This window comes from Gluconobacter sphaericus NBRC 12467 (assembly GCF_006539125.1).
Taxonomy (GTDB): domain Bacteria; phylum Pseudomonadota; class Alphaproteobacteria; order Acetobacterales; family Acetobacteraceae; genus Gluconobacter; species Gluconobacter sphaericus.
The window spans coordinates 18,946-38,122 of the sequence record NZ_BJMK01000005.1 but is presented as its reverse complement, the minus strand read 5'-3'; the positions used below and the strand labels follow the sequence as shown (position 1 = coordinate 38,122).

Genomic DNA, 19,177 nt, shown 5'->3' with positions numbered 1-19,177 from the left:
CAATGAGTCTGTGAATTGGAGATTGTGACACGTGAGTGATGCCTATCTTGTTCCCCAGGAGGACACGGCTGCTGCGGCTATCGAGGAGATCGAGGCTGAGTTGGGTCTGTTTGATGACTGGATGGAACGGTATCAGTACATCATTGAGATGGGACGCAAGCTGCCGCCATTTCCGGAAAAATGGCAGGATGATGCCCATCGTGTTCCGGGCTGTCAGAGCCAGGTCTGGCTTGAAGCGGTCGAACGGGATGGAAAGCTGTTTTTCGCCGGGGCGTCGGATGCCGCGATCGTTCAGGGGCTCGTGGCCCTTTTGCTAAGGGTTTATTCCGGCCGCCCGAAATCGGAAATTTTGGGAACAAGACCGGTGTTTTTGCATGATATGGGGCTGGTTAAGGCGCTGTCAACGAACCGCGGTAATGGGGTTGAGGCCATGGCGCAAGCCATTCAAAAGCGCGCATCACACTAGAAAGCAAAAACCCCGCAGGCTCAACGCCAGCGGGGTTTTTTATGCAGAAATTATAATCTTACTGCGGGTGACTTACCGACGGAGCGGTACTGGTCGCAGCTGCTGTGCCATTGGCAGTCGTCGGGCACTTCGTGAATTTCCCTTTTGCGTCCCGGCAGGGCTTCGGCTTCTGGGGAGCTTCGCATTTTGTGAATTTGCCTTTGTCGTCGCGACAGGGCTTGGAATGGGCTATCTGGGTACCGAGCGCCAGAACGGCGAGTGAGGCAACGGAGAGACGACGGAACAGCATGGGGTATGATCTCCAGAGCGGTGCCGGGTTACGGGGAACGAAGCCCGGTTCTCGGAAAAGCATGCATATGTTGAGAGCGGCGTGCAAGCTGTCTTGTACTGGCAGGCTAATGGAAGCCTTGCTGGTCCACGGGATGAGTCGTGTCCCAGGTGATGTTCCCCCGGTACTGTGCTGTGACGGGTTTTCCGTCCCTGAGGGCCGGGTAGTATCTGGCAAGGCTGAAATAGGCGAGCGAAGCGCGTTTTAGGATGGGTGGGCCGTCGCTGACTATGCAGTCATGTGCGGCGCCTATTTGGTCGATCTGACAGAGGACAGTGATGTGACCGCTAATTCCGGCAGCGTCGGCGGCTTCGGGATAATGGGGTGGGGGCGTATGGGCCTTGTCGAGCATCGGTGTCGTTAAGTCAGGCGAGGCATGGAAGGTGTAGGTTTTCTCCCAGGTGCCGGGAGTGGCCACGTTGTTCTGGTATGCGGGCAGGAACGTTGAGCTGTAGGTCATCTGCTCGGCTGCGAGGCCGAAATCCGGTTGTGAGGCGGAAGACTGGCAGTCGGTGGCTATTCCGGAAGCGCTGATGACGCAGCGGACATGGGCCGTTCCACTTCTGTGAAATTCAAGTTCGGCGGGCGGGTAAATGAGGGTGCTGTGATGGTGGGGATCCAGCATCGCGCCGAGAGGATGGTCTTCGGCCTTTGCGGGCAGGCTGCTGCCCGCAAAGAAAAGGGTAAGAGTCAGAAGTGGGTGGATGACGGACAGTCTCAAGATATGTCTCTCATCGGGAAATGAATTTGTTACTATATGTAACTATTGTATCTTCCGCCAGTCTGCCGGAATGAAAAAAGGGGAGATGCCTAATGGCATCTCCCCTTTTCTATAGCCCAAAGGGTCCTGTCAGATCATTTCTGATCGGGCAGGGCGTAGGCGATGATGTCGTCGCCCATGCGGGTCGGGAACGAGTTGTGTCCGCCTGCATAGGTTACGATGTACTGCTTGCCGTTGATGGCATAGGTCATCGGAGTGTTCTGGGCGCCAGCCGGCAGGCGATCCTGCCAGAGGACCTTACCCGTCGTCAGGTTGTAAGCCCGGATGTAGTAATCCATGGACGACGTCAGGATGCCGATGTTGCCAGCCGTGGAGAGCGGGCCACCAAGGCTCGGGACACCGATCTTGATCGGTGGCAGCGGGATCGGCAGGGAGCTTCCGTACATCGAGTCACGCAGTGTGCCGTTGCGGTGCTGCCAGACGACCTTGTTGGTCTTCAGGTCAATACCGGCGACATAGCCCCAGGGCGGCGTGCGGCAGGGCATCTTGATGCCGAACGGCAGCAGCACCGGATCCAGGAAAGGATGCAGGTTGACGGCATACGGAATGCCATAGTTGTGCTGCAGTCCGGTTTCACCACCTGTACCCTTGGCGTTTTCGTCGGGCCAGAGCGGGTTGCCCGGTCCGCGGGGAACGAGCTGGGAGACGAACGGCAGGGAGATCGGGTTGGCGAAAGCCACCTGACGCTGCGGATCGACGGACAGACCGCCCCACTCGAACATGCCCAGATCGCCCGGGAAGATGAGCGAGCCCTTGAGCGACGGCGGCGTGAAGGGGCCTTCGTAGCGCAGGGTGTGGAAATAGATGCTGCAGAACATCTGGTCGAAGATCGTGCCGCCCCAGATATCGGAATCGTTCAGCGGGTTCTTCGGACGCAGGGTCAGCTGAGACATCCGCTGGGTCGGGCTGGTGTGATCGCCCGGAGCAGCGCCCTGGGGAACCGGGGTTTCCGGAGCCGGGACGATTTCCTTGCCGGTACGACGGTCGAGGACGAAGATGTCGCCGGTCTTGGTCGGAGCGTAGATGGCCGGAACAAGCGTGCCGTCCTTCTGTGTTACGTCCACGAGGCTCGGCTGGGACGGAACGTCCATGTCCCACAGATCATGATGAACGGTCTGATAGAACCAGGCGAGCTTGCCCGTGTCTGCGTTCAGCGCAACGATACCTGGAGCGAAACGCTCGGAATCCTTCGTGCGGTCACCGCCCCACTGGTCGGGAGTACCCACGCCCATCGGGATGTACACGAGGTTCAGATTCTTGTCGTAGGACGACACGATCCAGGAGTTCGGGGAGTTCGGGTGGAAGACAGGGTGGCTGTCATCCGGAAGCTGGTTCGGATCCGGGTTGGACGCATCGAACACCCAGACGCGCTTGCCGGTGTAGACGTCGAATGCCTGCGTGGCGCCTGAAGCCTGCTTGACCGAGCCGTTATCGGTGATGGCGCTGTTGGCGATGATCAGCTTGTCCGTGATAACCGGCGGAGACGTCGGCTCGTACTGGCCGGGCGTCGTGTAAGGCTGGTTTGGAAGGCGCAGATTGATTTCGCCGTTGTTGCCGAAGCCGGAGCAGGTCTTGCCTGTGTCGGCATCGACTTCAACCAGACGGCCATCATTGACCGGAAGGATGATGCGCTTGGCGCAGTCCGTCGGAGCAGGGTTGCCATCGGAATCCGTGGCATTGGCCGGCGTTTCGTGGAAGCTGACGCCACGGCAGGTCAGATGCTGGAAGCCCGGATTGATCTGGAGATGCGGATCGTAGACCCACTTGACGTTGCCGGTGGCACCATCAATCGCAAACAGCTTCTGGTGCAGGGAGCACATGTAAAGCGTGTTGTTGAACTCGATCGGGGTCGCTTCGTTCGTCGCTTCGCCGGGGTCGTTGGAGTTCATCATATCCTTGGTGTGGATATGCCATGCGACCTTGAGGTTGCTGACGTTGGATGCGTTGATCTGGTTCAGTGGGGACCAGCGGTCACCGGCTTGCGTACGACCATAGGCGTGCCATTCGCTGGCCGGGACGTTGTCCGGGTCGGCGGGGGAGGCGTTTGCGATCTGCGTCGGCAGTTCGCCGCTGATGTCATGCGGGTCGGTGAAGAGGCTGGCGAATAGGGCCAGAACCGCAACGCCAACGGCGCCGGCGAGCGGCAGAACGGTCGTCCGCGTACCACCGATCTGGCGGGAGACGAACGGCAGCAGCAGCCAGATGCCGAGGATGATGACGATGTCCGAGCGCGGGATCAGGGCCCAGATGTCGAGACCGACAACCGTGAGTTCCCAGATGACCGTTGCGAAAACGGCAACTGCGAACAGGTAAAGGGCAGCTGGATTGCGCCGGAATGAGAGGAAAGCCGTGGCGAGGAGCGCCAGACCGAGGAGGACATAATAAAGAGGGCCGCCGATGGCAGCGACCCATGCGCCGCCAACGGTAAGGATCGCGCCGCAAAGCGCGAAGACCGCGGCCGTTATCAGGGCCCAGAGCCCTGGCCGGGATGTTGTACTCATGATGTTCCTGAAGATGTTGTTCTGGTGCAGCACGGTGACTTCCGGACAAAGCACATGGAAGGATATCAAGGGTCAAGATGTCAGAAGGTTCATCTCGCTCACGTCACTGTGAGGGCATTCACGTCGTCGTGACTTGAGGAAAGGGGGAACTTATGATTGAGCGTTCAAGAAAATAATGCGCTTGCAGAATACTTTGGTCTCCGATAAGGACACCGCTTCCGCGCACGCGTCCGGGCCACGAGTGGCATGCCCGGCCGTGCAGAGTCCTTACTGTGTGCAGGACCAATCGTTTACGGCGAGGGAGACCGAAATGCCCAAGATGAAGACCAAGTCGTCGGTCAAGAAGCGGTTCAAGATCACCGCGACCGGCAAAGTGATGTGCGGCCCGGGCAACAAGCGCCATGGCCTTATCAACCGTCCGCAGAAGATGAAGCGCACCAACCGCGGTCCTCAGACCATGACGGACATGGATGCGAAGACAATCAAGCAGTGGGCGCCCTACGGGCTCTGAGGAGATAAGGTAAATGGCACGTGTCAAGCGGGGCGTAACGTCGCACGCCCGTCACAAGAAGGTTCTCGAGCTCGCCAAGGGCTATCGCGGCCGTTCGTCCACGAACTACCGTATTGCTCTGGAGCGCGTCGAGAAGGCGCTGCGTTATGCGTATCGTGACCGTCGCAACAAGAAGCGTGATTTCCGCGCCCTGTGGATCCAGCGTATCAACGCTGCTGTCCGCGAGCATGGTCTGACGTACAGCCGCTTCATCAATGGTCTGGACAAGGCTGGCATCGAGATCGACCGTAAGGTCCTCGCCGCCATCGCTTTTGACGATAGCGCTGCTTTCGGTGAAATCGTGAAGAAGGCCCAGGCCGCTCTCGGCTGAGCTTTTCCGGCTTGATCCCTTCGGGGGTCTGGTGACTGGCGGGCCGTCCTGTTATCAGGACGGCCCGTTTTGTTTTGTGCTGCAGGGGATGGGCGGTATGGCTGACGATCTCGATATACTCAGGAATGACACGCTGGCTGCGCTGGCCGGAGCGCAGGACCGCGTCCAGTGGGACGCGATCCGCGTCGGGACGCTGGGGAAGTCTGGTGCGCTGACGGCTCTGCTTAAACAGTTGGGCAAGCTGGAGCCGCAGGAGCGCAAAGAGCGCGGTCAGGCGCTGAATGGTCTGCGCGATGAACTGACGGCAGCTATTGAGGCCCGTGGTCGCGATATCGAGGAAGAGGCGCTTCAGGCGCGTCTGCGCTCTGAGCGCGTGGATGTGACGATGCCGGCGCCCGCAGTTGTGACAGGCACCATCCATCCCATCAGCCGGACCATTGAGGAAATGACGGCCATTTTCGGCGCAATGGGCTTCTCCGTCGCCGAAGGGCCGGATATCGAAAGCCAGTGGCATAATTTCTCGGCCCTGAATACGCCCGAGCATCATCCCGCCCGGACCGAACACGATACGTTCTATTTGCCTCCGAAGAATGAGGGTGGGGAGCCACGGGTGCTGCGCACACAGACCTCGGGTGTGCAGATCCGTACAATGCTCGGTTCACAGCCTCCGGTCCGCATCATTGCACCCGGCCGTACCTATCGCGCTGATCATGATGCGACCCATTCGCCGATGTTCCATCAGTGTGAAGGTCTTGTAGTCGATCGCAACATCACGCTTGGCCACCTTAAGGGCTGCTTGATCGAATTCCTGCGCGTCTATTTCGACAAGCCGAACCTGCCTGTGCGGTTTCGTGCGTCTTACTTTCCGTTCACCGAGCCTTCCATGGAAGTTGATATCGGCTGGTCGAAGGCGACTGGCGAGATCGGTGCTGGCTCTGACTGGCTGGAAGTTTTGGGATCGGGGATGATCCATCCACGGGTTCTGGCGAACTGTGGGCTTGATCCGGCCGAATGGCAGGGATTTGCGTTTGGAATGGGGATCGAGCGTCTGGCGATGCTGAAGAACGGCATCCCCGATCTGCGGTCTTTCTACGAAAGCGATCTGCGCTGGCTGCGTCATTACGGATTTTCGGCATTTTCGCCTGCTACGCTGACGGAGGGCGTGTGACATGAAGTTCTCTCTCTCATGGCTGCGTGAACATCTTGATTTTACAGCTTCTGTTGAAGACATCTGCGCCCGGCTGAATGTCATCGGGCTTGAGGTTGAAGGCGTTGAGAACCCTGCCGACCGTCTGGTGGGTTTCCGGACGGCCAAGATTGTCGAAGCGCATCGTCATCCTGATGCAGACCGCCTTCAGGTCTGTCGTGTGGCGGCTGGCGCTGGTTTTGAAGACGTGCAGGTCGTGTGCGGCGCACCAAATGCGCGTGCGGGTCTGCATGTGATTTTCGCGACGCCGGGAACCTATGTCCCGGGGCTTGATATCACCATCAAGAAGGGCAAAATCCGCGGGCAGGACAGCAACGGAATGCTGTGCTCTCTGAAGGAATTGGGACTGGGTGAGGAAAGTAACGGGATTGCCGAGCTTTCCGAAGCAGCTCCGATCGGGGAGTCCTATGCGGCCTATGCGGAACTGGATGATCCGGTTATCGAAATCGCGATTACGCCCAACCGCGGCGATGCGCTGAGCATTCGTGGCATTGCGCGCGATTTGGCCGCGGGAGGCATCGGACGTCTCAAGTCCTGGCTTACGGAAGCCGTGGAAGGGGATTTTCCGTCTCCGCTGGCGTGGAAGACCGAACATCCGGCTTGCACGTATATTGTTGGGCGTGTGATCCGGGGCGTGAAGAACGGGCCGAGCCCGGATTGGCTGCAGCGTCGTCTGGAGGCTGTCGGGGTCAAGCCGATTTCGGCGCTTGTCGATGTTACGAACTACCTCACTTATGATCTCGGCCGTCCGCTGCATGTCTTTGATGTTGCAAAACTTAAAGGCGATACGCTTACGGTGACGCCTGCGGCTCGAGAGACCTTTACGGGCCTTGATGGGCGCGAATATGTGCTCGGCACCGAGGATATGGTCATTGTCGATGAAGCCGGTGTGCAGTCGCTTGCCGGTCTGATTGGCGGTGAAAGCAGTGGCGTGGATGAAAACACGACTGATGTGTTTGTAGAATCCGCTCTCTTTGATCCTGTACGGATTGCTCTGACAGGACGTCGTCTGGCCATTCACACCGACGCGCGGCAGCGGTTCGAGCGCGGGATCGATCCGGCACAGGTTCTCAATGGACTTGAAGCCGCTACGATCATGATCCGCGATCTGTGTGGCGGTGAAGTCAGCGAGATCACCGAGGCTGGTGCTCTGCCGGACTGGGAACGGACGGCGACGTTGCGGTTCGAGCGTCTGAAGACGCTGGGCGGTGTAGATATCGCGGCTGACGATGCCGTCCGCTCCCTTGAGCATCTGGGCTTTGAGGTGACGGAACGGACGGAAGACGCCGCGACGTTCCTGGTGCCGTCCTGGCGCAATGACATTGCCTCGGGACAGGTTCTGGCGCAGGCCCCGACGCTGGATGAAGACGTGGCGGGTCGGGCTGCCAGCCATGTGCAGGCAATGGAAGCGGAATGCGATCTGCTTGAGGAAGTGCTGCGGCTTTACGGGCTGGACAATGTTCCGGCGGTTGCGTTGCCGCAGACGACGGTTGTGCCGGCTCCGGCTGTAACGCCGCTTCAGGCGCGTGCGGCCCTGTTGCGTCGTGTCTGTGCGGCACGCGGGTTGACCGAGACGGTTGGCTTCTCGTTCGTGGCGCAGGATGATGCGGCTCTGTTCGGTGACGTGTCGGAAGCGCATCATCTGCTGAATCCGATTGCCACTGATCTGGACCAGCTCCGTCCGACCCCACTGATCAATCTGGCGCGGGCTCTTTCACGTAATCTGGCCCGCGGTCTGGGTCTGTCGGGTGAAGGGGCGCTGTTCGAGGTTGGACCGAGCTTCGATGCAACCGGACAGCATCTGCGCCTGGCGGGTCTGCGGGCTGGTCTGACGGCGCGTGAGCCTGGTGTTGCGGCGCATGAAGCAACGCTTTGGGAGGCGAAGGCGGATCTGACTGCCGCTCTGGTGGCACTGGGAGTGCCGGAAGCAGCGCTGTCGGTCACGGCTGATGCTCCGGGTTTCTATCATCCGGGCCGGTCTGGCCAGGTACGGCAGGGTCCGAAGATGGTGCTGGGGACGTTTGGTGAACTGCATCCGCGTGTCGCGCGGGCGCTGGGACTGAGCGGAACCGTGGTGGCGTTCGAAGCCTATCTGGATCAGGTACCGCTGCCAAAGGCTAAGCGCAAAGCTGCGCCTGTTCTGTCTCCGCTGCAGCCTGTCCGCCGTGATTTCGCTTTCGTGGCGGGATCGGATGTGGAAATTCAGGCTGTTCTGAAGGCCGCGCGGATGGCGGATCGCAATCTGGTGCAGGATGTCCGGCTGTTTGATGTGTTTGAGGGCGGCAGTCTGCCGGAAGGACATCGTTCGCTCGGGGTGGAAGTGGTCTTGCAGCCACAGAGCGAGAGTCTTACGGATGCGCAGCTTGAAGCGGTTTCCAAATCGGTGGAAGCTGCGGTGCTCAAGGCAACAGGGGCTGTGCTGCGTCGATGAACTCTCTTCCAGAATCCGGATCTGACGGACAGTCCTCGACGGACCCTTCCCAAAAAGCCACGCTTTTGCCCCGTTACGGGCGGGTAATCTGGATTCTGGCGGGTGAGGCCAGTGGAGACGTGATCGGTGCACGTCTTATGCAGGCACTCCATGCGCAGGACCCTTCGCTGGTTTTTGCTGGTGTCGGGGGCGGGCGTATGGAAGCGCTCGGGCTGCACAGCCTGTTTCCCATGAGCGATCTGGCGGTCATGGGGCTTGTCGAAGTGCTGCCCCGTCTGCGGCATCTGTCGCAGCGGCTTCTGGAGGCCGTTCAGGATATTGAGTTGCGTAAGCCGGATCTTGTTGTGACGATCGACAGCCCAGGTTTTGCTCTGCGTCTGTTGCAAAAGATTGAGCGTTCCGGGATTAAGCGCGTTCATTATGTGGCGCCTCAGGTCTGGGCTTGGCGCGAAAACCGGGTCAAGGAGTTTCCGGGGCTCTGGGACAGGCTGCTTTGCCTCCTGCCTTTTGAGCCTGAGTGGTTTGCAAAGCGCGGGCTTGAGGGGCGGTTTGTCGGGCATCCGGTGCTTCAGTCGGGCGTGCGGCAGGGGAATGCGCAGCGCTTCAGGCTGAGGCACAATATTCCGGCCAATGCGCCCGTTGTGATCCTGATGCCGGGTAGCCGGCGTTCGGAAGCCCCCCGGCTTCTGCCTGTTTTTCGCAAGATGTTGGATCTGTTGCGGGTGCAGTATCCGGATATCTGTCCTGTGATCCCGGTTGCGCCTGTGATTGCGCCGACGATCCGTCAGTTGATCCGTAAATGGCCGGTTCAGCCCCATATCGTCACGGATATCCATGACAAGCACGACGCCTTTGCGGCAGCGCAGTGCGCCCTGACCAAGTCAGGGACATCCACATTGGAGCTTGCGATGGGTAATGTGCCGATGGCGGTGACGTATCGCGTCAACCCGGTGACGGCGACGATTGCGCGGCGTCTGATCAAAGTGCCGCATGTGGCGATGGTCAATCTGCTGGCCGGACGAGAAGTGGTGCCGGAACTGCTTCAGGAAGATTGCACGCCAAAGAAACTGACCGAGATGGTCTCGAAGCTGTTGAGTGATCCGCAGATGGTGGAAAAGCAGCGTATGGCGTTTGCTGACGTGCTTGAGATGCTCGCACCGCCTGTGGGGACGCCCGCTGATGCAGCTGCTGCGGAGATCATGGATTTGCTGAACGAGCCGGTTTCCCGGTCGTCCAGCATTTGAAATCCTAGCGCAGGAAGCCGACGAGGCGTTCGGCTTCCTGAACGATCGGTTCCGAAACGCTGTTTGCACGTTCGGCACCGGCACGCAGGACCGAGAGCAGATGCGTTTCGTCCTGAAGCAGGCGCTGCGTTTCGCTGGCGACCGGGGCCAGACGTTCCACCAGAAGATCGGCGAGAGCATTCTTGAACGGGCCAAAGCCCTGACCGCTGAAGCGGGCCAGAATGTCTGCCGGTGTTTCATCCGACATAGCTGCATAGATGGAGACGAGGTTTCGGGCTTCCGGACGTTCGCTCAGACCGTCCGTTTCGCTGGGGAGCGGTTCGGAATCGGTCTTGGCGCGGCGGATTTTCAGGGCGATGTCGTCTGCGGTGTCGGTCAGGACAATGCGGCTCTGTTCTGACGGGTCGGACTTGGACATCTTCTTGCTGCCATCGCGCAGGCTCATGACGCGGGCTGCGGCGGGAGGGATGAAGGCCTCCACCTGCGGGAAGAACTCCACGCCCATGTCGTGATTGAACTTCTGGCCGATGTCGTTGGTGAGCTCGATATGCTGGCGCTGGTCTTCGCCGACGGGGACGCGGGTTGCGTGGAAGGCCAGAATGTCGGCGGCCATCAGGTTCGGATAGACATACAGGCCCGCCGAATGGTTCTCGCGGTTCTTGCCGGCCTTGTCCTTGAACTGGGTCATGCGGTTGAGCCAGCCGAGGCGCGAGACGCAGTTGAAAATCCAACCGAGGCGGGCATGCGCGCTGACGGCAGACTGGTTGTACAGGCGTGTGGGTTCGATTCCGGCCGCCAGAAGGCAGGCTGTCGAACCGAGCGTCTGTTCACGCAGGGTTTGCGGGTCCCAGGGCATGGTGATGGAATGCAGGTCCACCAGACAGAAGACGCAGTCATGGTCTTCCTGCAGCGTAACCCAGTTGCGGATTGCTCCGAGATAATTGCCCAGATGGGGAATGCCGGTTGGCTGAATGCCGGAAAATACGCGCTGCATGGGTTCTGTCTTCATTTGTTGGGAAAGGGGAAGCGAACGGCTTCAATGAACGGGTGTTTGCAGGTCGAGCTTCTGCCGTTCTTGCAAAACTTCCGTCGCCGACATCGGATGAGCCCGTGCGGCTGCGACGTCAGCGGCGGTGAATGTCGGGGCGTCTGCGGGTATTTCTTGACTTGCGACGAATGTCAGGATGCGGGCGATCTCGTCGTTGGAGAGGCGGTGAAAAGACGGCATGGAACTGTTGTAATGGCCATCTCCCGCCGTAATGGGGCCGTTTAGTCCGTAAAGCAGGACGTCGGCCAGGTAGTGATGCCCGGCAGGAGTTTGTGCGATCGGGCCAACGCGGCCAAAAATCGGGGCGACTTCAGAAACCTGACCATGACCGCCGTGGTGGCAGGTGCTGCATTCATTGGCGTATTCGCGCGGGGCCTGAGCGCGATTTTCCCAAGCGTGACCGACAACGAAGACCGCCACCATGAAAATGGCGAGAAACAGAGGCAGTCGGACGGCTGGGTCAATTCTGATCACAGCGTCGTTGTCGCATTTTCAGAGCCGTTTCAGCAAGTCCGGGGCTTGGCAAATCGGCTGTAATAGGGCTCATGGCGCTATCGGAAGGAGAAGCCATGACCGTTAGAGGCCGTCTTGTATTGTATGTGGGGCCGATGTTTGCGGGGAAATCCGCGCATCTGATTGCTGCCGCGAAAAAGCAGACGGATGTTCTGGCCCTCAAGCCCGGCTTTGATACGCGCGATGGCGCAGAGCTCGTTAGCCGGGATGGATCTCATCTCGCTGCGATGTCGGTGAACACATGGCCCGAAGATGCGGACCTGTACGGTCATATCGTTCTGGATGAGGGGCAATTCTGGGTTGCGCCGCATTATCAGGGCGATATCGTTGAGGATATCCGGGATGTTCGGGCGCGGGGCGTGGATGTGACCGTCGGGGGGCTGGATACCGATTACCGGCGCGTTCCGTTCGACGTCATGGAGCGGCTAAGGGAAGATGCGGACGAGGTTATTGTCCTGACGGCGCGCTGTCATGTTTGTGGCGCGCCTGCCGTCTGGACCGCGAAAACCCATGACACCGGTCATCTTCTGGAGACGGGGGACCAGGAGCTTTATGAAGCGCGTTGCGAGGCGCATTGGACTCTGCCGGAACAGTCCTGAATGCTGCTCCGGCAGAGGTGACGGCTTTTACTGCTGACCGCCGCCGTTATTGACGCCCAGAAGGCGGATCTTGAAAATCAGCGGGCTGTTGGGCGGGATAATGCCCATGGAGCGCTTGCCGTAGCCGAGGTTCGGCGGAAGGTAGAGCATCCATTCGTCACCGACATGCATCATGGGCAGCGCTTCAAGCCAGCCCTGTACGAGGCCGTCGAGCGGCATTTCCATATAGGCGCCGTTACCGTGCTGGTCAGAGCTGTCGAAGATGCCACCATCGGGGAGACGGCCTTCATAGATGACCATGATGGTGGAGCCATGATGCGGGCTTTCACCATCCTTGGGACCCGACTGGAGAACCTTGTAGGACAGGCCGTCCGGCAGGGTCTTGACGCCGGGTTCAGCATGGATTTTCGCCATAAACTGTTCGGGCGTCAGGTCGGAATCATCCACTTGCTTGCGGCCACCGGCGCACCCTGTCAGGGCGAGGGCGCCACACAGGGCGAAAGCGGATGTAAGACGGATCAGACTGGTCATGGTCCCCCGGGGAGTCTGTTGAGAAATCAGAGCGTACCGCCGCGACGGCCGATCTGGCCGCCAAGCCGCAGGCGCAGGGCGTTGAGCTTGATGAAGCCCTGGGCATCCTGTTGATTATAGGCGCCTTCGTCGTCCTCGAAAGTCACGACGCGGGTATCATACAGGCTGTGCGGACTTTCACGACCCACGCAGGTTACATTGCCCTTGTACAAGCGCATGCGGACACGGCCGGTCACGGAATGTTGGCTGGTGTCGATGAGGGCCTGAAGCATTCGACGCTCGGGCGAGAACCAGAAACCGTTATAGATGATCTCGGCATAGCGCGGCATGATGCTGTCCTTGAGATGGGCAGCTTCACGGTCGAGCGTGATGCTTTCGATCGAGCGGTGGGCAGCCAGCAAGATCGTGCCACCCGGCGTCTCGTAGATGCCGCGGGACTTCATGCCCACGAAGCGGTTTTCCACGATATCGAGACGGCCGATGCCGTTGTCACGGCCCAGTTCGTTGAGGCGGGTCAGCAGGGTTGCCGGGGTCATCTCCACGCCGTTGATGGCGACCGGGTCACCGCTGACGAAATCAATGGTGATTTCGGTTGCGACGTCGGGTGCGGCTTCCGGTGAAATCGTACGCTGGAAGACGATTTCTTCCGCGCCGATCGACGGATCCTCAAGCAGCTTGCCTTCGGAAGAGGAGTGCAGGAGGTTCGCGTCCACGGAGAACGGAGCTTCGCCGCGCTTGTCCTTCGTGACGGGGATCTGGTTTTCTTCGGCGAAAGCAAGAAGCTTCGTGCGAGACGTCAGGTTCCACTCGCGCCAGGGGGCGATGACTTTTACGTCCGGCTTGAGCGAATAATAGCCGAGTTCGAAGCGGACCTGGTCGTTGCCCTTGCCGGTTGCACCATGCGCCACGGCGTCGGCGCCGACGGCTTCGGCGATCTCGATCTGGCGCTGTGCGATCAGCGGACGGGCGATGGAGGTGCCCAGCAGGTACTGGCCTTCATAGAGCGTGTTGGCCCGGAACATCGGGAACACGAAATCCTTGACGAAGGTTTCGCGCAGATCCTCGACGAAGATCTCCTTGACGCCGAACATTTCGGCCTTCTTGCGGGCAGGTTCGAGTTCTTCACCCTGGCCGAGGTCGGCGGTGAAGGTGACGACCTCGCAGTTATAGGTCTTCTGGAGCCAGCGGAGGATTACCGAAGTGTCCAGGCCGCCAGAATAGGCGAGCACAACTTTCTTGACGTCCTGGTGGGCGCTCATAACTGCGTGGTCCTTGGTGTGTTTCGTTTGAGAAGCGTTTCTAGCATCTCGGGGAGAAGAGGGAAACCGGGCGAATGTCAGGCTTCGGGGGGGGCGGAACGGCGCTGGCGCTCACTTTCGGTCTTGAGCTGACCGCAGGCCGCAAGGATGTCCTGACCGCGCGGAGTGCGGATGGGCGAGGCGAAGCCGGCGCCCATCACGATGTTGGCGAATTTCGTGAGCTGTTGGCGGGTCGAGGGTTGGAAATCCGAGCCGGGCCAGGGGTTGAACGGGATCAGGTTCACCTTGGCCGGTAAGTCACGGATCAGACGCACGAGTTCGCGGGCATCGGCTTCGCTGTCGTTCACGCCACGGAGCATGATGTATTCGAAAGTAATGCGGCGTGAGTTGGATGCGGCCGGATAGCGTCGGCAGGCGGCGATTAGTTCCTCGATCGGGTATTTGCGGTTGAGCGGCACGATCTGGTCGCGCAGTTCGTTAGTTACGGCATGCAGCGAGATGGCCAGGTTGATGCCAAGTTCATCGCCGCAACGATCCATCATCGGGACCACACCGGACGTCGAAAGGGTGATGCGGCGGCGAGATAGGGCGATGCCTTCGCCGTCCATGATGATCCGCATGGCTTTGGCGACGTTTTCGTAATTGTAGAGCGGCTCGCCCATGCCCATCAGTACGATGGTGGACAGGTAGCGCGGCATGTCTGCGCTCGGGCTGGGCCATTCGCCGTAGCTATCGCGGGCTGCCATGAACTGGCCGACGATCTCGGCAGGGCCGAGGTTGCGGACGAGCTTCTGGGTGCCGGTATGGCAGAAGGTGCAGGACAGGGTGCAGCCGACCTGCGAGGAAATGCAGACAGCGCCCCGGTCTTCCCGGCGATCCGGGATGTAGACGGTTTCGGCTTCCTGGCCGTCGCGGAAGCGGAAGAGGAACTTGCGCGTCTCGTCCACGGAGGTTTGTTCGGTCGCGGTCGTGGGGCGGCTGACGACGAAATGTTCCGCGAGCTTGGCCTGCATGGGCTTGGCGATGGTTGTCATCGCCGAGAAATCGGTTGCGCCCTGATGGTAGATCCAGTGCCAGAGCTGTTTGGCGCGGAAGGGCTTCTCGCCGATTTCCGTCATGAGTGCGGCCAATTCTTCGCGCGACAGGCCTACTAGATCGCGCCTCCCGTCCGTGAGACGTGCTTCGGGCGGTGCGAACAGGGCGGATTTCGCGTGAATGCGCTCGCGCTCGGCAGCGTTCAGATCGTCGGACGCGACGGAATTGATTCGGGGGCGGATATCGGGATGGATTACGGCTGTCATGGCGGCGGAGCCATAGCACGGGGGAGACCTGCAGTTCCAAAGGAAAAGCGCGGTCTTCCCCGGAAAACTATTTTAGCAAACTATTCTGCAGTAGCCTGTGCCGTGCCGGTTTTTCTGGCTGCGATCAGAAACTCACGGTTGCCTTCCGGACCGGTAATGGGGCTGGCTTCGATCCCGAGGATTTCCCAGCCGGGGAGGGCTGCGAACCACTCCCGGATTTCTTCGCAGACACGGTCGTGGACAGCCGGGTCCCGGACGACGCCTTTTGCGCCGACTTCCCCGCGGCCTGCTTCGAACTGGGGCTTGATGAGGGCTACGGCCCAGGCATCCGGCGTCGTGAGCTCAAGGGCGGCAGGCAGGACGGTGCGCAGGCCGATGAAGCTGGCATCGCAGACCACGATCCCTACTGGTTCGGGAATCTGTGCGGCCGTCAGGGCGCGGGCATTCGTCTTTTCCATAACGACGACGCGTTCGTCCGAGCGGATTTTCCAGGCAAGCTGCCCATGTCCGACGTCCACGGCATAGACCTTCGCAGCCCCATGCGTGAGCAGGACGTCCGTAAAGCCGCCGGTCGAAGCGCCAACGTCGATGGCGACGCGGCCTTTCGGGGCCAGCCCGAAATGTTCAATCGCGTGGATCAGCTTGAGCCCGCCACGCGACACCCAAGGGTGGTCCTGCCCCTTGAGGGCGAGGGGCGCGTCTTCGGGGAGTTGGTCGCCGGCTTTCGCGATCCGGCGGTCACTCGTATAGACGAGGCCCGCCATGATCAGGGCCTGTGCCCGTGTCCGGCTTTCGACCAGTCCCCGGTCAACGAGGAGCTGGTCGGCACGGCGTTTAGCCATCAGTCGTTCAGGCGGACTGCTGGGCGACTTCGACGCCAAGGGCGTCTGCCGCGGTGCGTACGATATGCGGTGCGGTCAGGCCGGCTTCTTCGTACTGTGCGTCCTGCGTGTTGTGATCGATGTAACGATCCGGCAGGGCCATCGGACGGAACTTCACCTTGTCGAGCAGACCGGTTTCGGCAAGGTGCTGAACGACGAGGCTGCTGAAGCCACCAATGGCACCTTCTTCAAGCGTGATGAAGACTTCGTGCTGGTTTGCCAGATCTTCCACTAGACCCTTGTCGATCGGTTTGGCGAAGCGGGCATCGGCAACCGTGACTGGAACACCCTGTGCGGCCAGTTGGTCAGCGGCGCGCAGGGATTCATGCAGGCGCGGGCCAAGCGACAGGATGGCGACGCCACCGCGAGCGTTCGGCGCGCGACGGGCTTCGCGGACGATGCGCCCTTTGCCGATTTCCAGAACTTCGCCCTTTTCAGGCAGATCAAGGCCGATGCCGTTGCCACGCGGGTAGCGGAAGGCGATCGGTCCGGCGTCATATTCACAGGCCGTCGCTGTGGCGTGCAGCAGTTCGATTTCGTCGCACGGTGCCATTACCACCATGTTCGGCAGGCAGCACAGGTAGTTGAGGTCGAACGAACCGGCATGGGTGGCGCCATCGGCACCGACCAGGCCGGCGCGGTCAATGGCGAAACGGACTGGCAGGTTCTGAAGCGCGACGTCATGGACGACTTGATCGTAGGCGCGCTGCAGGAAGGTCGAGTAAATTGCACAGAATGGGCGCAGACCTTCGGACGCGATACCGGCCGCGAAGGTGACAGCGTGCTGTTCGGCAATGCCGACGTCGAAGAAGCGGTCCGGATAGGCCTTGGCGAAGGCGCTCAGGCCTGTGCCGGACGGCATGGCGGCCGTGATCGTGATCAGCTTATCGTCGGTTTTGGCACGGCGCATCAGTTCGCGGCTGAAGATGGACGTATAGCTCGGCGGTCCGGCCGGGGCCTTCTTCTGCTCGCCCGTGACGACGTTAAACTTGCTGACGGCGTGATACTTGTCACCGGCGGCTTCGGCGGGTTTGTAGCCGCGGCCTTTCTCGGTGATGATGTGCAGCAGGATCGGACCCTGATCGTCGGCGTCGCGCAGGTTGCGCAGGATCGGCACGAGCTGGCTCATGTCGTGGCCGTTGACCGGGCCAACATAGTAGAAGCCAAGCTCTTCAAACAACGTGCCGCCTGTAATCAGGCCGCGGGCATACTCTTCGGCGCGCTTGGCGGTGCGCTCGATTTTACCCGGAAGGCGCTTGGCGACCTTGCCAGCGAGATCGCGGAGGCTGAAGAACTGGCGGGAGGACATCAGACGCGACAGGTAGTCCGACATCGAACCGACCGGGGGAGCGATCGACATTTCGTTGTCGTTCAGCACCACGATCAGGCGGTTTGCGCCGGGGCCTGCGACTGCGGCGTTGTTCATGGCTTCATAGGCCATGCCAGCCGAAATCGAGCCGTCGCCGATGACAGCGATGACGTTGCGTTCGTGATAGCTCGGGTCTTCTTCCGCACGCAGATGGTGCGCAACGGCCATGCCGAGGCCAGCTGAAATCGAGGTGGAGGAGTGGGCAGCGCCGAACGGGTCGTATTCGCTTTCCGAACGACGGGTAAAGCCCGATAGGCCCTCGGGCTGACGCAGGGTGCGGATCCGGTCGCGACGGCCGGTCAGGATCTTGTGCGGATAAGCCTGATGGCCGACGTCCCAGATGATGCGATCGTCGGGTGTGTTGAAAACGGCGTGCAGGGCGACGGTCAGCTCGACTACGCCGAGAGAGGCGCCGAGATGGCCACCCGTGGTGGATACGGCGTCAACGGTTTCAGAGCGCAGTTCTTCGGCAAGCTGCTTGAGCTGATCGACGGACAGGTTCCGCATGTCGGCAGGGAAACGGACGCGATCCAGTTCGGGATAGCGGCCATAGGTAGGAATCGTAGAGGAATTCTTGCTCATGGGATCAGTTCCTGCGCTCGACGACATAATCTGCCAGAGCCCTGAGGGCGTCGGCTTGTGCACCGAAAGATGAAAGGGCCTCCCGGGCCCGGTCGCTCAGGCGACGGGCTTCGGCACGGGCACCATCAATGCCGAGCAGGGAGACGTAGGTTGATTTGCCGCTGGCTTCGTCTTTGCCCGCGGTTTTGCCGAGTTCCTCGGCGGTTGCTGTGGAATCCAGTACGTCGTCTGCAACCTGGAAGGCGGTCCCGAGATCACGCCCATAGGCGACGATGGCGGCGCGACGGGCGTCGTCCACATCGGCGAGAATGGCACCAGACTCGGCGGCATAGCGGATGAGGGCACCGGTCTTCAGGGCGTGCAGACGACGGACCTGGTCCAGCGGGAGGGCACGGCCTTCGCCACGGATGTCGATGACCTGACCGCCGACCATACCGGCCGATCCGGAAGCCTGTGCAAGCGCAAGCGCCAGATTGGCGCGAACGGTCGCGTTGGGGCTGGTTTCAGGCTCGACGAGAATTTCAAAAGCGCGGGTTTGAAGGGCGTCACCGGCCAGAATCGCGATGGCTTCGTCAAACTGCTTGTGCGTGGACGGCTGTCCACGTCGCAGGTCGTCATCGTCCATGGACGGCAGGTCATCATGTACCAACGAGTAGGCGTGAAGTAGTTCGACCGATGCAGCGACACGCAGGGCGGCCTGGCGGTCGGCGCCAAACAGAGTGGCCACTTCGACAGCCAGGAAACCACGCAGACGCTTGCCGCCGCCGAGGGCTGCGTAGCGCATGGCTTCAATAAGAATGGACTCGTCTCCCGGCACCATAGGCAGCAGGTTTTCGATCGTGTTTTCGATCTCGGAACAGGCGCGGGCGAGCGCGTCCTTCAGGGAAACAGACGTGGTAGGGGCATTCATCGGCCGGACTCTCCGGTATCGGCAAGAGGCTCCGTGCCTGTCGTGCCGTCATCGTTTTGCACGATGGCGCGGACACGCATCTCGGCCTCTCCCAGCTTCGCATCACAGTGTTTGCGCAGGGCAGCACCGCGTTCATAGGCGGAAATAGCGTCCTCGAGTTTCATCTGGCCGCCTTCAAGGCCGCGGACAATCCGCTCCAGTTCGGAGAGAGCATCCTCGAAAGACATGGCATCAATGGGTTCGGGCATGAAAAGCCTCAAGGCACACTTTGGAACAAGGTAGCGAGGGGATTACAGGCAGAAGACAGGTTTTGCCAGCCCCGAGCATGGGAACGCTGGAGTTTCT

General features: G+C 60.5%; 19 protein-coding genes. 7 read left to right on the top strand and 12 right to left on the bottom strand.

The features are described 5' to 3' along the window. Positions 1-31: 31 nt before the first annotated feature. Positions 32-466 (top strand): SufE family protein, encoded by a 435-nt coding sequence (locus GSP01_RS05110; protein ID WP_141351417.1) that lies wholly within the window; start codon positions 32-34, stop codon positions 464-466. Between the two features lie 58 nt (positions 467-524). Here GSP01_RS05110 and GSP01_RS05105 read toward each other — a convergent pair whose 3' ends face one another. The 3 genes from GSP01_RS05105 to GSP01_RS05095 form a co-directional block, all read right to left on the bottom strand. Next, positions 525-755: a hypothetical protein gene (locus GSP01_RS05105; protein ID WP_141351415.1), complete on the bottom strand. Its 231-nt coding sequence runs from the start codon at positions 753-755 to the stop codon at positions 525-527. A gap of 106 nt (positions 756-861) precedes the next feature. After that, positions 862-1,515, bottom strand: a complete 654-nt coding sequence (locus tag GSP01_RS05100) for an energy transducer TonB (RefSeq protein WP_228123823.1) — start codon at positions 1,513-1,515, stop codon at positions 862-864. A gap of 134 nt (positions 1,516-1,649) precedes the next feature. After that, the gene (locus GSP01_RS05095; RefSeq protein ID WP_141351413.1) at positions 1,650-4,076 is read right to left on the bottom strand and encodes a glucose/quinate/shikimate family membrane-bound PQQ-dependent dehydrogenase; all 2,427 of its coding nucleotides are present in this window, start codon (positions 4,074-4,076) and stop codon (positions 1,650-1,652) included. Positions 4,077-4,386: 310 nt separating this feature from the next. Here GSP01_RS05095 and rpmI point away from each other — a divergent pair, with 310 nt between their 5' ends. The 5 genes from rpmI to lpxB all read left to right on the top strand — a co-directional run bounded on the left by rpmI (position 4,387) and on the right by lpxB (position 9,839). Beyond that, positions 4,387-4,587 carry a 50S ribosomal protein L35 gene (rpmI, locus tag GSP01_RS05090; protein WP_046901279.1) on the top strand — a complete coding sequence of 67 codons (201 nt, stop codon included), beginning with the start codon at positions 4,387-4,389 and terminating at the stop codon, positions 4,585-4,587. Positions 4,588-4,600: 13 nt separating this feature from the next. Beyond that, complete coding sequence (gene rplT, locus GSP01_RS05085; protein WP_011251849.1) at positions 4,601-4,957, top strand: 50S ribosomal protein L20; 357 nt, start codon at positions 4,601-4,603, stop codon at positions 4,955-4,957. 97 nt (positions 4,958-5,054) lie between these two features. Then, the gene (pheS, locus tag GSP01_RS05080; protein ID WP_141351411.1) at positions 5,055-6,125 is read left to right on the top strand and encodes a phenylalanine--tRNA ligase subunit alpha; all 1,071 of its coding nucleotides are present in this window, start codon (positions 5,055-5,057) and stop codon (positions 6,123-6,125) included. 1 nt (position 6,126) lies between these two features. Continuing rightward, positions 6,127-8,595, top strand: a complete 2,469-nt coding sequence (pheT, locus tag GSP01_RS05075) for a phenylalanine--tRNA ligase subunit beta (protein WP_141351409.1) — start codon at positions 6,127-6,129, stop codon at positions 8,593-8,595. After that, positions 8,592-9,839: a lipid-A-disaccharide synthase gene (gene lpxB / locus GSP01_RS05070; protein ID WP_141351407.1), complete on the top strand. Its 1,248-nt coding sequence runs from the start codon at positions 8,592-8,594 to the stop codon at positions 9,837-9,839. Before pheT ends, lpxB begins: the two co-directional genes overlap by 4 nt. 4 nt (positions 9,840-9,843) lie before the next feature. On the opposite strand, the gene trpS is transcribed toward lpxB, so the two are convergent. Continuing rightward, on the bottom strand, positions 9,844-10,833 hold the full coding sequence (gene trpS / locus GSP01_RS05065) for a tryptophan--tRNA ligase (RefSeq protein ID WP_141351405.1): 990 nt from the start codon (positions 10,831-10,833) through the stop codon (positions 9,844-9,846). A gap of 42 nt (positions 10,834-10,875) precedes the next feature. After that, positions 10,876-11,361 carry a c-type cytochrome gene (locus tag GSP01_RS05060; protein WP_255320866.1) on the bottom strand — a complete coding sequence of 162 codons (486 nt, stop codon included), beginning with the start codon at positions 11,359-11,361 and terminating at the stop codon, positions 10,876-10,878. 95 nt (positions 11,362-11,456) lie between these two features. Here GSP01_RS05060 and GSP01_RS05055 point away from each other — a divergent pair, with 95 nt between their 5' ends. Then, the gene (locus GSP01_RS05055) at positions 11,457-11,999 is read left to right on the top strand and encodes a thymidine kinase (RefSeq protein ID WP_141351402.1); all 543 of its coding nucleotides are present in this window, start codon (positions 11,457-11,459) and stop codon (positions 11,997-11,999) included. Between the two features lie 27 nt (positions 12,000-12,026). On the opposite strand, the gene GSP01_RS05050 is transcribed toward GSP01_RS05055, so the two are convergent. From GSP01_RS05050 to GSP01_RS05020, 7 genes are all read right to left on the bottom strand, one after another. Then, entirely contained in the window at positions 12,027-12,530 is a 504-nt protein-coding gene (locus tag GSP01_RS05050) for an FKBP-type peptidyl-prolyl cis-trans isomerase (protein ID WP_141351400.1), read from the bottom strand. A 26-nt stretch (positions 12,531-12,556) separates the two neighbouring features. Next, the gene (locus GSP01_RS05045; RefSeq protein ID WP_141351398.1) at positions 12,557-13,789 is read right to left on the bottom strand and encodes an argininosuccinate synthase; all 1,233 of its coding nucleotides are present in this window, start codon (positions 13,787-13,789) and stop codon (positions 12,557-12,559) included. Between the two features lie 77 nt (positions 13,790-13,866). Then, positions 13,867-15,090: a 23S rRNA (adenine(2503)-C(2))-methyltransferase RlmN gene (gene rlmN / locus GSP01_RS05040; protein ID WP_141351396.1), complete on the bottom strand. Its 1,224-nt coding sequence runs from the start codon at positions 15,088-15,090 to the stop codon at positions 13,867-13,869. Between the two features lie 80 nt (positions 15,091-15,170). Further along, complete coding sequence (locus tag GSP01_RS05035; protein WP_141351394.1) at positions 15,171-15,932, bottom strand: TlyA family RNA methyltransferase; 762 nt, start codon at positions 15,930-15,932, stop codon at positions 15,171-15,173. Between the two features lie 7 nt (positions 15,933-15,939). Then, on the bottom strand, positions 15,940-17,922 hold the full coding sequence (gene dxs / locus GSP01_RS05030) for a 1-deoxy-D-xylulose-5-phosphate synthase (protein WP_141351392.1): 1,983 nt from the start codon (positions 17,920-17,922) through the stop codon (positions 15,940-15,942). 4 nt (positions 17,923-17,926) lie between these two features. Further along, positions 17,927-18,832 (bottom strand): polyprenyl synthetase family protein, encoded by a 906-nt coding sequence (locus GSP01_RS05025; RefSeq protein WP_141351390.1) that lies wholly within the window; start codon positions 18,830-18,832, stop codon positions 17,927-17,929. Then, the gene (locus tag GSP01_RS05020) at positions 18,829-19,080 is read right to left on the bottom strand and encodes an exodeoxyribonuclease VII small subunit (RefSeq protein WP_141351388.1); all 252 of its coding nucleotides are present in this window, start codon (positions 19,078-19,080) and stop codon (positions 18,829-18,831) included. The genes GSP01_RS05025 and GSP01_RS05020 overlap by 4 nt, the downstream gene beginning before the upstream one ends. Positions 19,081-19,177 lie beyond the last annotated feature (97 nt).